This window comes from Ruegeria sp. C2, from assembly GCF_056537765.1.
Genome location: NZ_JBQFRZ010000001.1, coordinates 427,361 through 440,251, shown reverse-complemented (window position 1 = coordinate 440,251; position 12,891 = coordinate 427,361). Strand labels below are relative to the sequence as shown.

General features: G+C 58.8%; 15 protein-coding genes. 9 read left to right on the top strand and 6 right to left on the bottom strand.

From position 1 onward, the window contains the following. The 3 genes from ACR0IV_RS02250 to ACR0IV_RS02240 are packed head-to-tail and all read left to right on the top strand — an operon-like array spanning position 1 to position 2,772. Positions 1-1,374, top strand: a complete 1,374-nt coding sequence (locus ACR0IV_RS02250; RefSeq protein WP_480658081.1) for an L-serine ammonia-lyase — start codon at positions 1-3, stop codon at positions 1,372-1,374. A 22-nt stretch (positions 1,375-1,396) separates the two neighbouring features. Further along, a complete protein-coding gene (locus ACR0IV_RS02245; RefSeq protein WP_480658083.1) occupies positions 1,397-1,813 on the top strand; it encodes a GFA family protein in 417 nt (138 codons plus the stop codon). A 44-nt stretch (positions 1,814-1,857) separates the two neighbouring features. Beyond that, on the top strand, positions 1,858-2,772 hold the full coding sequence (locus ACR0IV_RS02240; protein ID WP_480658084.1) for a DMT family transporter: 915 nt from the start codon (positions 1,858-1,860) through the stop codon (positions 2,770-2,772). On the opposite strand, the gene ACR0IV_RS02235 is transcribed toward ACR0IV_RS02240, so the two are convergent. Further along, the gene (locus tag ACR0IV_RS02235) at positions 2,717-3,328 is read right to left on the bottom strand and encodes a thiamine diphosphokinase (RefSeq protein ID WP_480692615.1); all 612 of its coding nucleotides are present in this window, start codon (positions 3,326-3,328) and stop codon (positions 2,717-2,719) included. The genes ACR0IV_RS02240 and ACR0IV_RS02235 overlap by 56 nt on opposite strands. A 218-nt stretch (positions 3,329-3,546) precedes the next feature. Here ACR0IV_RS02235 and ACR0IV_RS02230 point away from each other — a divergent pair, with 218 nt between their 5' ends. Both ACR0IV_RS02230 and ACR0IV_RS02225 read left to right on the top strand, forming a co-directional pair. Beyond that, positions 3,547-5,196 (top strand): hypothetical protein, encoded by a 1,650-nt coding sequence (locus tag ACR0IV_RS02230; protein WP_480658086.1) that lies wholly within the window; start codon positions 3,547-3,549, stop codon positions 5,194-5,196. 224 nt (positions 5,197-5,420) lie between these two features. Then, a complete protein-coding gene (locus ACR0IV_RS02225) occupies positions 5,421-5,963 on the top strand; it encodes a GNAT family N-acetyltransferase (RefSeq protein ID WP_480658087.1) in 543 nt (180 codons plus the stop codon). Here the strand turns inward: ACR0IV_RS02225 and ACR0IV_RS02220 are convergent. The 5 genes from ACR0IV_RS02220 to nthA all read right to left on the bottom strand — a co-directional run bounded on the left by ACR0IV_RS02220 (position 5,960) and on the right by nthA (position 9,329). After that, positions 5,960-6,202: a DUF2842 domain-containing protein gene (locus ACR0IV_RS02220; protein ID WP_480658089.1), complete on the bottom strand. Its 243-nt coding sequence runs from the start codon at positions 6,200-6,202 to the stop codon at positions 5,960-5,962. The genes ACR0IV_RS02225 and ACR0IV_RS02220 overlap by 4 nt on opposite strands. Then, positions 6,202-7,494 carry an adenylosuccinate synthase gene (locus ACR0IV_RS02215; RefSeq protein ID WP_480470183.1) on the bottom strand — a complete coding sequence of 431 codons (1,293 nt, stop codon included), beginning with the start codon at positions 7,492-7,494 and terminating at the stop codon, positions 6,202-6,204. The genes ACR0IV_RS02220 and ACR0IV_RS02215 overlap by 1 nt, the downstream gene beginning before the upstream one ends. 214 nt (positions 7,495-7,708) lie before the next feature. Further along, on the bottom strand, positions 7,709-8,044 hold the full coding sequence (locus tag ACR0IV_RS02210; protein WP_480658091.1) for a nitrile hydratase accessory protein: 336 nt from the start codon (positions 8,042-8,044) through the stop codon (positions 7,709-7,711). Beyond that, positions 8,041-8,718, bottom strand: a complete 678-nt coding sequence (nthB, locus tag ACR0IV_RS02205; protein WP_480658092.1) for a nitrile hydratase subunit beta — start codon at positions 8,716-8,718, stop codon at positions 8,041-8,043. Before nthB ends, ACR0IV_RS02210 begins: the two co-directional genes overlap by 4 nt. Next, the gene (gene nthA / locus ACR0IV_RS02200; RefSeq protein ID WP_480658576.1) at positions 8,715-9,329 is read right to left on the bottom strand and encodes a nitrile hydratase subunit alpha; all 615 of its coding nucleotides are present in this window, start codon (positions 9,327-9,329) and stop codon (positions 8,715-8,717) included. Before nthA ends, nthB begins: the two co-directional genes overlap by 4 nt. A gap of 151 nt (positions 9,330-9,480) precedes the next feature. Between nthA and secG the strand changes: the two genes are divergently transcribed. From secG to ACR0IV_RS02180, 4 genes are all read left to right on the top strand, one after another. After that, positions 9,481-9,846, top strand: a complete 366-nt coding sequence (gene secG, locus ACR0IV_RS02195; protein ID WP_480658093.1) for a preprotein translocase subunit SecG — start codon at positions 9,481-9,483, stop codon at positions 9,844-9,846. Between the two features lie 161 nt (positions 9,847-10,007). Then, the gene (locus ACR0IV_RS02190) at positions 10,008-11,651 is read left to right on the top strand and encodes a CTP synthase (protein WP_480470187.1); all 1,644 of its coding nucleotides are present in this window, start codon (positions 10,008-10,010) and stop codon (positions 11,649-11,651) included. Positions 11,652-11,743: 92 nt separating this feature from the next. Continuing rightward, positions 11,744-12,520: an isocitrate lyase/PEP mutase family protein gene (locus ACR0IV_RS02185; protein WP_480658094.1), complete on the top strand. Its 777-nt coding sequence runs from the start codon at positions 11,744-11,746 to the stop codon at positions 12,518-12,520. 71 nt (positions 12,521-12,591) lie between these two features. Further along, on the top strand, positions 12,592-12,885 hold the full coding sequence (locus tag ACR0IV_RS02180; protein ID WP_480470189.1) for a DUF1330 domain-containing protein: 294 nt from the start codon (positions 12,592-12,594) through the stop codon (positions 12,883-12,885). Positions 12,886-12,891 lie beyond the last annotated feature (6 nt).

Sequence of the window (12,891 nt, the reverse complement as noted above, 5' to 3'; positions counted from 1 at the left end):
ATGTTTCTCTCTGTCTTCGATATGTTCAAAGTGGGCATCGGCCCGTCCTCGTCACACACCATGGGACCGATGGTCGCCGCCGCACGGTTTCTGGACCTGATGCGCGCATCTCCGTTTGAATTCTCGGGTCTGCGCGGCTCGCTGCATGGATCACTGGCGTTTACCGGCGTCGGCCATGCGACTGATCGCGCCACGATTCTCGGCTTGGCAGGATTCGCGCTCGACACGTATGACAACGACAAGGCCGAGGTTGCACTGGCCCAGATCAATGAGACCCACACAGTCACGCCCGAAGGGCTGCCGACACTCAAGTTCAACCCCAAGACCGATCTGGTCTTCGATTTCGAACACAATCTGCCCGGCCATGCCAACGGCATGATCCTGATGGCCACCGATGCGCAGGATGACGTTATCTTGCGGCAGGTTTATTACTCGGTGGGTGGCGGTTTCGTCCTGACCGAAGAAGAACTGGCCGAAGGCAAGGATACCGAAGAAGGCGCGCCCGTTCCCTTCCCGTTCAAAAGCGCCGCTGAAATGCTGCAGATGGCAAAGGACACCGGCAAATCGATTGCTCAGATGAAACGCGAAAACGAAATCGCGCGTGGTTGCCCCGAAAGCTTTGCCAAGGGCTCTGCCCGGCTGTGGCAGGTGATGAATGACTGTATCGAGCGTGGACTGACCACGGATGGTATCCTGCCCGGTGGTCTGAATGTGCGTCGGCGCGCCAAGGGCATCCACGATGCGCTGGTGGCTGAACGCGGCATGAACCTGAATGCTCCGCACACAATCAATGACTGGATGAGCGTTTACGCCATGGCCGTGAACGAGGAAAACGCCGCCGGCGGTCAGGTCGTCACTGCGCCCACCAACGGCGCGGCCGGTGTGTTGCCTTCGGTGTTGCGCTACTACCTTGATCACGTTCCGGGTGCCTCGGAAAGCCATATCGAAGATTTCCTTCTGACTGCCGCCGCCATTGGCGGGTTGGTAAAATACAATGCCTCGATCTCGGGTGCTGAAGCGGGCTGCCAGGCAGAGGTTGGAAGTGCATCGGCAATGGCGGCGGCAGGTCTTTGTGCTGTCATGGGTGGCACGCCTGAACAGGTGGAAAATGCCGCCGAGATTGCGCTGGAACATCATCTGGGCATGACCTGCGACCCTGTTGCCGGTCTGGTGCAGGTGCCATGTATCGAGCGCAACGGGCTGGGTGCGATCAAGGCGGTCTCAGCGGCCTCGCTTGCACTGCGCGGCGACGGCAAGCATTTCATGCCGCTGGATGCCGCGATCGAAACCATGCGCCAAACCGGACATGACATGCACGCCAAATACAAAGAGACCTCACTAGGAGGGCTCGCCGTCAACGTGCCGAACTGCTGAGCCGATACAGGAGGCGATCAAGATGCGCGGACACTGCTTATGTGGCAGGATCAGTTTCGAAGTCGATCCTCCGGTTCTGTCCTGCGTCACCTGCCACTGCGACAGTTGCCGACGCCAGTGTGCCGCCCCGATGACCACCTATTTCGGGGTGCGCGACGGCCAGTGGCGCTGGACTGGTGAGGAACCCAAGCGCTTCCATTCCTCCCCCGGGGTCGAGCGCAGCTTCTGCCCCCATTGCGGCACTCCGATCTCGTTTCGGTCGACAAAAATGTCGGATGTACTGCATCTCTATGTTGCGACGCTCGAGAATCCTGAGACCTTGGAACCCACCCTGCATGTTGCACATGAGGAAAAGCTGCGGTGGCTGCACCTGGGCGACGGACTGCCCACCTGCATCGGCCCGGACTACACCAAAGCCCAGCCGCTGCCCAAGGCGTGATGACAGAGCTTCCCAGCGCGAAGCGAAACCGCTAGCGTCGCGCCATGACTCAGGATCGCCCCGTATTCGGCATCGTTTTGATGCTCGGTTTTTGCGTGCTCGCCCCGCTGGGCGATGCCATGGCGAAAGTGCTGGGAGAAATCACGCCAATCGGCCTGTTGGTTCTGGTGCGCTTCGCGGTTCAGGTCATGATTCTGGCCCCGCTGATTGCCGCAACCAACCGCTCATGGCGGATGCACGGGCGAGTTCTGCGGCTGACCGTAATCCGGACCCTGCTGCATATCGCCGGTATCTCGGCCATGTTCAGCGCGTTGCTGTTCCTGCCGCTGGCCGATGCCGTGGCCATCGCGTTTGTCATGCCCTTCATCATGCTGATGCTCGGCAGGTTCGTTTTGGGCGAACAGGTCGGACCCCGACGTCTGATCGCCTGTGTCGTCGGGTTCATCGGCACGTTGCTGGTGATCCAGCCCAGCTTTGCCGAGGTCGGTGCCCCCGCCCTTCTCCCTCTGATCGTCGCGGTGGTATTCGCACTGTTCATGTTGGTGACACGACAGATCGCAAAAGAGACCGATCCGGTTTCGCTGCAAGCGGTGTCAGGCGCAATGGCGACAGTAATCCTGCTACCGACCCTGCTGCTCGGATCAAGCACTGGCATCGATCAACTATCATTCGTTATGCCAAACGGAGAAACACTCTGGCTGCTCTTCGCGATCGGAGCGCTTGGCACCGTTGCGCATCTGTTGATGACATGGTCGCTACGCTATGCGCCGTCGGCAACTCTGGCACCCATGCAATATCTCGAAATCCCGGTCGCAACTGTGATCGGCTGGATGATCTTCCATGATCTTCCCAACGGCATAGCCGCCATCGGCATCCTGATCACGATTGCCGCAGGGCTTTACGTCATTCTGCACGAGCGGGCCAACGCCCGGTCTGGCCCGACAGAAACGCCCGCATGACCTGATCCAGCGCCTCGCGCGGCACCATCATCAGCAACCCGGGCTGATCCAGTTCAAGCGTCAATTCTCCAACAGCGCGGTTTGACGTCCCGATCCGTCCGTCCGGCGCCAGCTCAATATCGTCAATCGGCCATTCCAATCCTTGGCTCCGCCCGATCACACGCCGAAATGGAAACAATGACACAGTTGAGTCTGCGACAAGGTCTAGCGTGATCCGTGGAGGCACATGAAACACGATCTCATGTGCACCCAACAGAAGACAGGCACGCTCGGGCCAGCGGACAAGGCTGTTGAACACCGCCAACTGATGATCAACGCGCGCGCCAAGGAACCCTGCCGCCAACACCAGTGGTGCCTGAACACTGCGCAGCGCCTTGTCGAAATCCGTGCTGTCCTGTTCTCGAATCGGAAACAACCTATCCTCGGGAATCCGGGCGCGATAGGTGGCTTCAAGCGAGTCAAAATCGCCGATCACCGCATCGGGAATGCGCCCCGAATCAACCAGCGCAGCGGCCCCGCCATCCGCCGCAACCGCAGAATCAACGCGATTCAGCACCAGATTCACGTCACCGGGGCCGATTTCACCCCCTCCAAACAGCCCAATTGGCCCTTCAGACCGAACAATTGACTCATTTTTCGCAAGATTGACCATATTTCCCGGTTTTGGACATAATGAGACCACAAAATGATAGACTCATGGCTACAGTTTGAAGTCGATTGCCGAGATATGTGTTTGGCAATGTGACCTGGTAGTTTGTAGAGGACGTGCGTCTGATGGTACAGAACAACAAGGTGTTAACCGTTTCTTACGGAACCTTCTCGTGCACTTTGGAAGGCTTCGACGATTCATTCGAAACGATGAAAGCCATTGCCGAATATTTCCGGGATCTTGCAGCGGACGACCGCTATTTTGGATCGGAACCGCCTCAGCCGGACGCCGAGATGCTGACTCGCATCGCTCAGCGGGATGTCGCACGTAAAGTGGAAGCCAGTCAGAATGACACCGGTCTGCTCCTGCGGGCGACCGAGACATCAGCCCCCGCGGCGCCGACCCCCGCTGCAATTGCGCCTACACCTGCACCCGAGCCCGTTCAGCCTTTGTCCAACGCCGCCCCCTCAACGCCTCAGGCACAATCCGATGAGCCTGCCGAGGATAGCATCGCGGCCAAATTGCAACGCATTCGGGCGGTGGTTTCGCATTCCGACCAAACCCCCACCACATATTCCGAAGATGAGGATACGAGCTATCTCCAGCCAGCGAAGCCCAAGGTCGACGCGATCTCGGCAGCTTTTGCAGCAGGTGCGCTCAGCCCTTCAGACCTGGAAGACTCGATCGAAGAACCGGCACCCGCCCCCATGCCAGTGGAAGATCAGGCCGAAGATCTTCCGGAACCTGTCGCGTCGACGGATGATGTTGAGGACTTCGTTGACGAGTTGACTGACACCATGTCAAACGCCGACGAACAGGACGAAACCGACGCGACTGATCTGGTCCCCGCCGAGGACGAAGAAGAAGTTGCGCAGCAGGATGAGGTCACAGACAGTGACGTTCTGTTCTCGGACCTTGATGAAGCGTCTGAGACCGAGGATCAATCCAACATTCTGAACGAACCAGTTGCCGAAGACGATGATCGCGACGCGACCGAAGCACTGGCCGAAATTTCCGGCGATGTAATTTCGGCCGAGGATGAGGCACTGCTGCTGGACGAGATCGCGCTTGTCGAATCCGAGCTGGAAACAAAGATCTCACCTGAACGGGCGGAAATGTCCGGGCTGGACGAAGACGTCTCACGCCTGATGGACAAGGCTGACGAACAGTTGGATGATCCATCCACCAATGATCAGCGTGAAACTTATTCGCACTTGCGTACCGCCGTCGCCGCAACCGAGGCCGAGCGCGCCGAAGGCAAAGACTCCGCTGGCGAACGCGAGGACGATTATCGCGGTGATCTGGCGTCTGTCGTCAGCCCCCGCCGCCCCGAGGTCGAAGTGACCAGCGAACGCCCCGCCGCGGAAATCGCAGCACCGCTGAAACTGGTCGCAGAACAGCGCATTGATACCGATGAGGCCGACACCGGCCCTGTCATGCCGCGCCGCGTGACCTCGGTGGATGACAGTGCCGCGGATGAGGAAGGCGGGTTCGCCACTTTTGCGCAAGAACAGGGCGCACAATCGCTTCCTGATCTGTTGGAGGCTGCGGCTGCTTACCTCTCGTTCATCGAAGGCCAGGAACAGTTCTCGCGCCCGCAACTGATGAACAAGGTGCGTTCGCTGAAGCAGGAAGCATTCAATCGTGAAGAAAGCCTGCGCTCCTTCGGGCAACTTCTGCGCGATGGCAAGATCGAAAAGGCCGGTGGCGGGCGTTTCGCTGCCTCGACCCAGATCGGGTTCCGCCCGGATGATGACGAACGCGCTGCGGGCTAAACCCGGCGCATCAAATTACCCCCTCGAAACTCGACAGGGCCGGAGGCAACTCTGGCCCTCTCCTTATGGGCGCGATCAAGCTCCTCAGCGGCAAATCCGCTCATTTTTGGCCTACTAGGCGCTGCTGGTTATGCTGCGGCGCAGAAATTTGCTACGATCACCGCATCGACTGAACCCGACTCTGTGATCTTAAGTGCCCAAGTTTCCGACCTGAGGTATCTCGTATGTACGATCTTGCAATCCGACGTTTGCGCATCTTCGACAAACCCCTTGTAAAAGCCCATCTACAAAACCTCGAACCCGAGGCTTTGCAGTCACGATTTGGCGCTGTTGTGCCTAACGTCTTTCTGGATCGTTATGCCTCGGCCCTGTTCGACGATGCATCCTTGGTCTTTGGGGCCTTCCCCGACAGCTGCCTACGTGGAATGGCCGAACTCCGCCCGGTGCGAGACAGCCTTCCCCGCACTGCCGAGGCCGCCTTCACCGTCGAAGCCCCATGGCAGGATCGTGGTATCGGTGACGCTCTTCTCTCGCGTCTTATCGCGAGCGCGCGCAACCGTGGGGTACGCGAGGTACATATGATATGCCTCGCGACCAACCAGAGGATGCGCCACCTGGCCAGCAAACACAGCGCTGATCTGAACCTGATGACCGGGGAAGTTGCAGCAACTCTCACACCGCCCTGGCCCACGCTATTCAGCATGGCCGAGGAAATTGCCGGGGAATATCATGCATTTGCCCGTGCAGTATTCAGCTGGCCGGACTAGTTTTTGTCCTGATCCGGGTCTTCCTTGCCCACCCCTCGAAAGACAAATTTGAACGGCAAGACCCAGACAATGCCCAGCGCGACATAGACCAGAAGCTCAAGCCAGATCGGCGGGCGATCCAGCCAGTTCACAATCGTAACGACTGCGACAATATAAGCAGGCAGCCCGACCAGCAGCAGCACCAACGACCAACGCCGCCGCGCCTTATAGCTGAGACCGGGCTTTTCGTTCCCGCTCATCAGTCCGCAAACGGGTCAGTTACCAGAATGGTATCCTCCCGCTCCGGGCTTGTGGACAACAAGGCGACCGGGCATTCGATCAATTCCTCGACTCGACGCACATACTTGATTGCGTTCGCAGGCAAATCTGCCCAGCTGCGCGCGCCTTCCGTGGATTCACTCCAGCCCGGCATCTCTTCGTAGATAGGCGTGCAGCGCGCCTGCTGGTCGGCGGCGGTAGGCAGATAGTCGAGGCGTTCGCCGTCCAGTTCATATCCAACGCAGATCTTCAGCGTCTCAAACCCGTCCAGAACATCCAGCTTGGTCAGCGAAATGCCATTCACGCCGCTGGTGGCACAGGTCTGGCGTACCAGACAGGCATCGAACCAGCCACAACGCCGTTTGCGACCCGTTGTTGTACCGAATTCATGCCCCCGCTCACCCAGGCGCTGCCCATCGGCATCGTCCAACTCGGTCGGGAACGGTCCCTCGCCCACGCGCGTGGTGTAAGCTTTGACGATTCCCAGAACGAAGTCGATTGATCCGGGGCCAATGCCTACACCGGTCGAGGCCTGCCCTGCGATCACATTCGAAGATGTCACAAATGGGTAGGTCCCGAAATCGATATCCAGCAACGCGCCCTGCGCTCCTTCAAACAGGATGCGCTTGCCCGCTTTGCGCTTTTCGTTCAGCACCTTCCAAACAGGTGCCGCAAAAGGCAGAATCTGCGGCGCAATCTCTTTCAGCTGTGCAATCAACCCATCCCGGTCAATCGGCTCAAGTCCCAAGCCGTTGCGCAAAGCGTTGTGGTGTACCAAAGCCCGGTCCACCCGCAGCGCCAGCGTTGCATCATCCGCCAGATCTGCCACCCGGATCACGCGCCGCCCTACCTTGTCCTCATAACATGGCCCGATTCCACGGCCAGTTGTGCCGATCTTGGCCACCGAGTTCTGATTCTCGCGTGCCCGATCCAGTTCGCCATGGAATGGCAGGATCAGCGGTGTGTTTTCAGCGATCATCAGCGTCTCGGGCGTAATATCAACACCCTGTTCCCGGATCGTGCCAATCTCTTTCATCAGGTGCCATGGATCCAGCACGACCCCATTGCCGATCACGCTCAGCTTGCCGCCGCGCACCACGCCCGAGGGCAATGCATGCAGCTTGTAAACTTCCCCATCGATAACCAGCGTATGCCCGGCATTATGCCCGCCCTGAAAACGCGCGATCACATCTGCCCGCTCGCTGAGCCAGTCGACGATCTTGCCTTTTCCTTCGTCACCCCACTGGGCGCCGACAACAACCACATTGGCCATATCCGGTCCTTTTGCGCTGAGATATCAAACCCGGCTGATATAGCGAGGCTCAGTCGGCAGGGAAACCGATATTTCGCCGCATCGGGAAATCGCGCTTCGCGCGATGCCTCTGGCGGAGATATTTATAGCCAGATGAAGACCGGATCCCCTGCTTCATCTGGCTATAAATATCTCGGGGGAGTCGCGGCCGGCCGCAGCGGGGGCAGAGCCCCCTCTACCCCTGCGACAAGCACACAGGTTCGCCATGGGGTGTGGTCAGGTAGGCCTCTTCCCACGCATCGCGCACGGCCGAGATATCGGCGAGCGATATGTCACCCTGTTCCGTCAACAACACCTCCAGCGTCTCCAGCCATGCATGGAAATAGTCGTCACCGCCATCCAACTCACGGTCCAGACCATGACGCTTCAGCGTTGCAGAGAACCGAGAGGCCCAATCCGGCCAATCAAAACGACCCGCCTCGTTCAGCGCCACCGTGACAGCAAATATCTGCGCATGCCAGGGTTCGGCAAAGACCGGCTCGGGGACGGTATGGGCGACGCAATCACTCATGCGGGTTCGAGGTAGGATTGCCACAGATCCAGCACGACCTCATCCTCTGAATGTTCGGGATTGGCCCAGAGTTCCGATGCCGGGAAGACCACAGCATAAAGTGGCTCGGGAGCTTCACCCAATCCATGCGCATTAGAATCAGGCAACACATGCGTTCCATGCAGTCGCAGCACCCGCCCTCGGGCACCCGCCGCGTAGATCGGCAGCCGCGTATGACCGCCATCGACCAACCGGTTTGCCGTTGGACGCGCGGTGCGCACCGATTGTCCAACCTCAAACTGAATCGCGACGTTCGATGGGCGATCCGCCGGACCACCCTTGGCAAGGGCTGCGGCAACGGCATCAGCCTTCAGAACACGCGTGGCCAAAGGATGTTCGGCGTCTTCTTCGGCGCCGCGCAAATCATCCAACGTCAGCACGCCGTTTTCGACCAGCAGATCTGCGAGTCCTGAAATCCATTTTTCATAATAGGTAAACTGCGCATAATCCTTGGGGGACAGGCGCTCACGCGCATGGCGCGATACATCGATATTCCATTGCCCCAGAAACCCCGACGCAAGAGTTACCGCCAGAGCACGCGCGTGCCAGTCTTCGGCAAAAACAGGTGCGTCTTCCGCTTCTGGATCAATAGCCCCGTCACCGAACCGCCCTCCCATGTCGTGAACGCGGGTCATGCGTTCACCTTGGGCAAGCTCGTGCCAATCATGCTGTCGCGGGTGACTAAAGCGGCAAGATCGTCTTCGCTCAACCCTTCAGAACCTGCAGGGCGCATGGGCAAAACCAGATAGCGAATCTCCGCCGTTGAATCCCACACCCGAACGGACGTGGTGTCAGGCAAGCTTACACCAAACTCGGCCAATACCTTGCGCGGTTCGCGCACGGCGCGAGCGCGATAGGCATCGGATTTATACCAGCCTGGCGGGATACCCAACAGAGGCCATGGATAACAGCTGCACAATGTACAAACGACCATGTTGTGCTGCGCAGGGGTGTTCTCGACCACCACCATATGCTCTCCCTGACGACCATAATATCCGAGATCGGCAACGACTGGTGTTGCATCTGCAAGCAGAGCCGCCTTGAAGTCAGGATCGCTCCATGCCTTGGCAACAACGCGGGCCCCGTTCTGCGGGCCGATCTTGTTCTGGTAGGTATCGATGATCTCATCCAGCGCCGCAGGGTCGATCAGCCCCTTACGGGTCAGAATCGTCTCCAGCGCTTTGACACGGAGCGCGGGTTCGGGCGGCAACAGGGCGTGCGGGTGGTCGTGGTCATCATGTGGCATGAGCCGCAGCCTGCGCCACGCCTTGCCCGCCTGTCCAGTCCCTTTGGCGTGATCCATCACATCACCAACCGTGATGGCAACTCCTCCCTTGCCCCCAGAACCAAACTTGCATAAGTACCACGCGATACACGCCACGCTGTACAGGACCACCATGGAAAACGTCGTTCTCATCATCCATCTTCTTCTGGCTCTGGGCCTGATCGCCGTTGTGCTGATGCAGCGGTCCGAAGGTGGCGGCCTTGGCATGGGTGGCGGCGGTGGCGGAGCCATGACCGGGCGCGCAGCTGCGACTGCGTTGGGCAAAGTGACCTGGATCCTGGCGGCGTGCTTTATCGTCACCTCGATCACGCTGACCATTCTGGCCGCACAGAAATCTTCGGGCAGCTCGGTTATCGACCGTTTGGGCGTTCCGGCCCCGGCCCCGACCGAGGAAAGCACCCCGGCTGTACCGTCGGCTGATGATCTTCTGCCTCCGACACAGGGCGACAATGCGCCGCTGATCCCGCAGGCCGACTGATACACAAAACCTAGAAACCGGAAAGAGGACTGCAACAGCATCTTGCGGTTCTCTTGCGCTATGGGCGCGAATCCTTTATATGTGAAGTCCCGTGATGCAGCGGTTTTTCGTAAACCGTCGGGCAGCTGATTTTGACGTCTCACGGGAGCAAGCCGAACAACATGGCGCGATTTATTTTCATCACTGGTGGTGTGGTTTCGTCCTTGGGTAAAGGACTGGCTTCGGCGGCTTTGGGCGCGCTGCTGCAGGCCCGAGGGTACTCAGTACGCCTGCGCAAGCTCGACCCCTATTTGAACGTCGATCCGGGTACGATGTCGCCGTTTGAACATGGCGAAGTGTTCGTCACCGATGACGGGGCCGAGACCGATCTGGACCTTGGCCATTACGAACGTTTCACCGGCGTGGCCGCGCGTAAGACCGACTCGGTCAGCTCGGGCCGGATTTATTCCAACGTGCTTGAGAAAGAGCGCCGCGGCGACTACCTGGGCAAAACCATTCAGGTGATCCCGCACGTCACCAATGAGATCAAGGATTTCATCGCCATTGGCGAGGATGAGGTTGATTTCATGCTCTGCGAAATCGGCGGCACCGTGGGCGATATCGAAGGCCTGCCCTTCTTTGAGGCTATCCGTCAATTCAGTCAGGACAAACCCCGTGGTCAGTGCCTGTTCATGCACCTGACGCTGCTGCCTTATATCAAGGCGTCCGGTGAGCTGAAAACCAAGCCGACCCAGCACTCGGTAAAAGAGCTGCGCTCGATCGGTCTGGCCCCCGACATTCTGGTGTGCCGCTCCGAAGGCCCGATCCCGACCAAAGAACGCGAGAAGCTGGCCCTATTCTGTAATGTCCGCCCCGACAGCGTGATCGCAGCACAAGACCTCAGCACCATTTATGACGCCCCGCTGGCATATCATCGCGAAGGTCTGGATCAGGCGGTTCTGGATGCCTTCCAGATCAGCCCTGCCCCCAAGCCCGATCTGGCGAAATGGGAAGATGTCAGCGACCGCATCCACAACGCCGAAGGCGAGGTGAAGGTCGCTATTGTGGGCAAGTACACTCAGTTGGAAGACGCCTATAAGTCGATTGCCGAGGCGTTGACCCATGGCGGCATGGCCAACCGCGTGAAGGTCAAGGTCGAGTGGGTTGATGCCGAGGTATTCGACAATGAAGATGTGGCACCGCATCTGGAAGGCTTCCACGCGATCCTTGTCCCCGGAGGGTTTGGCGAACGTGGAACCGAAGGCAAGATCAAAGCGGCTCAATACGCGCGGGAGCACAAAGTACCATATCTGGGCATCTGTCTCGGCATGCAGATGGCAGTGATCGAGGCAGCGCGGAATGCGGCGGGCATCGCCGAGGCGGGTTCGGAAGAATTCGACCACGAAGCCGGGAAAAAGCGTTTCGAACCGGTTGTTTACCACCTGAAAGAATGGGTGCAGGGCAATCACAAAGTCGAACGTAAAGTCGGAGACGACAAGGGCGGAACCATGCGTCTTGGCGCCTATAATGCAGTTCTGGCCGAGGGATCAAAAGTCGCTGATGTCTATGGCGGCACTCAGATCGAGGAACGCCACCGCCACCGCTATGAGGTCGACATCAAGTATCGCGACAAGCTGGAAAAGGCTGGTTTGAACTTCTCGGGCATGTCGCCCGATGGCCGCTTGCCCGAGATTGTTGAATGGTCGGATCACCCATGGTTCATCGGAGTTCAGTATCACCCGGAGCTGAAGTCCAAACCCTTCGACCCGCATCCCCTGTTCCGCGACTTCGTGCGCGCGGCCAAGGACACATCGCGCCTCGTCTAGGTCACTGCAAAGTGAGGGCTGCTGCGAAAAAAACTGTACGCAGCGGCCGTTGTCGCAGTTAACTGTCGGAAGAAACCGACAGGAGACCGGCCATGACAGATCAGATAACCCAAGCAGAAACCTTTGCCGCCCTGCACAAGAAGGGCAATCCGGTCATCCTCTATAACATCTGGGACGCAGGCAGCGCCGCAGCTGTACGCGATGCCGGGGCCAAGGCTCTGGCGACTGGCAGTGCACCGGTCGCAATGGCGCAAGGCTTTACAGATGGGCAGAACATCCCCTTCGACGCGGCGCTGGAAAACGCGCGGCGCATTGTGGAGGCCGTTGACATCCCGGTCACCATGGATCTGGAAGGCGCCTATGCCGAAGATACGTTCGGCATCTCGGCCAATGTTAAACGGGCCCTCGAAACCGGCGTGATCGGCTTCAACTTTGAAGACCAGATCGTTGGAACGAAAGAGCTTTATGACATCGAAACGCAGGCTGCGCGCGTCGCAGCGATGCGTGAGAGCTGTGATGTTGCCGGAATTCCCGCGTTCATCAATGCCCGTACCGATATCTTCCTCAAGGCGGTGCCCGACAGCCATGATCAGACGATGCTGGACGATGCCATGGCCCGCGCCAAAGCCTATGCTGAGGCCGGGGCCAGCGGCTTCTTTGCACCGGGCCTGAAAGATGAAACGATGATCGGTCGCCTGTGTGAAGCAACCGACTTACCCGTCAATATCATCGCCCTTCCCGGCACACCTGACACGCCGACACTGGCGAAACTTGGCGTAGCCCGGATCAGCTATGGCCCTGTGCCCTACCGGCAGATGATTGCCTGGCTGCAGAACAAAGCTCGCGAGGCGCTGCAATCGGGCGGGTGATCCACTTTTAGGGGATTGCATTCCCAGACATTCCTCCGCACCTTGCGCGTGAAAGCACAGGAGGAAGCCCCATGGCCAAAGGATACTGGGTTGCCCATGTCGATGTCGATGATTTCGACACCTACAAGAACTATATAGCCGCAAACGCCGCGCCTTTCGCCGAATATGGTGCCAAATTCCTCGTGCGAGGCGGTGATCGGACCGAGGTCGAAGGCCAGGCCCGCGCCCGCACCGTAGTGATCGAATTCCCCAGCTACGAACAGGCGCTGGCCTGTTATGAAAGCGAAGGCTATCAAGCGGCTAAGGCCCTGCGCGATCCGGTGTCCACCGGCGATCTTGTGATCATTCAGGGCTATGAAGGTTAGCACCGC

Excerpts from the sequence above, each read along its gene's own strand:
- ACR0IV_RS02250 (WP_480658081.1), top strand. The coding sequence starts at position 1 with ATGTTTCTCTCTGTCTTCGATATGTTCAAAGTGGGCATCGGCCCGTCC.
- ACR0IV_RS02245 (WP_480658083.1), top strand. The coding sequence starts at position 1,397 with ATGCGCGGACACTGCTTATGTGGCAGGATCAGTTTCGAAGTCGATCCT.
- ACR0IV_RS02240 (WP_480658084.1), top strand. The coding sequence starts at position 1,858 with ATGACTCAGGATCGCCCCGTATTCGGCATCGTTTTGATGCTCGGTTTT.
- ACR0IV_RS02230 (WP_480658086.1), top strand. The coding sequence starts at position 3,547 with ATGGTACAGAACAACAAGGTGTTAACCGTTTCTTACGGAACCTTCTCG.
- ACR0IV_RS02225 (WP_480658087.1), top strand. The coding sequence starts at position 5,421 with ATGTACGATCTTGCAATCCGACGTTTGCGCATCTTCGACAAACCCCTT.
- ACR0IV_RS02220 (WP_480658089.1), bottom strand. The coding sequence starts at position 6,202 with ATGAGCGGGAACGAAAAGCCCGGTCTCAGCTATAAGGCGCGGCGGCGT.
- ACR0IV_RS02215 (WP_480470183.1), bottom strand. The coding sequence starts at position 7,494 with ATGGCCAATGTGGTTGTTGTCGGCGCCCAGTGGGGTGACGAAGGAAAA.
- ACR0IV_RS02210 (WP_480658091.1), bottom strand. The coding sequence starts at position 8,044 with ATGAGTGATTGCGTCGCCCATACCGTCCCCGAGCCGGTCTTTGCCGAA.
- nthB (WP_480658092.1), bottom strand. The coding sequence starts at position 8,718 with ATGACCCGCGTTCACGACATGGGAGGGCGGTTCGGTGACGGGGCTATT.
- nthA (WP_480658576.1), bottom strand. The coding sequence starts at position 9,329 with ATGCCACATGATGACCACGACCACCCGCACGCCCTGTTGCCGCCCGAA.
- secG (WP_480658093.1), top strand. The coding sequence starts at position 9,481 with ATGGAAAACGTCGTTCTCATCATCCATCTTCTTCTGGCTCTGGGCCTG.
- ACR0IV_RS02190 (WP_480470187.1), top strand. The coding sequence starts at position 10,008 with ATGGCGCGATTTATTTTCATCACTGGTGGTGTGGTTTCGTCCTTGGGT.
- ACR0IV_RS02185 (WP_480658094.1), top strand. The coding sequence starts at position 11,744 with ATGACAGATCAGATAACCCAAGCAGAAACCTTTGCCGCCCTGCACAAG.
- ACR0IV_RS02180 (WP_480470189.1), top strand. The coding sequence starts at position 12,592 with ATGGCCAAAGGATACTGGGTTGCCCATGTCGATGTCGATGATTTCGAC.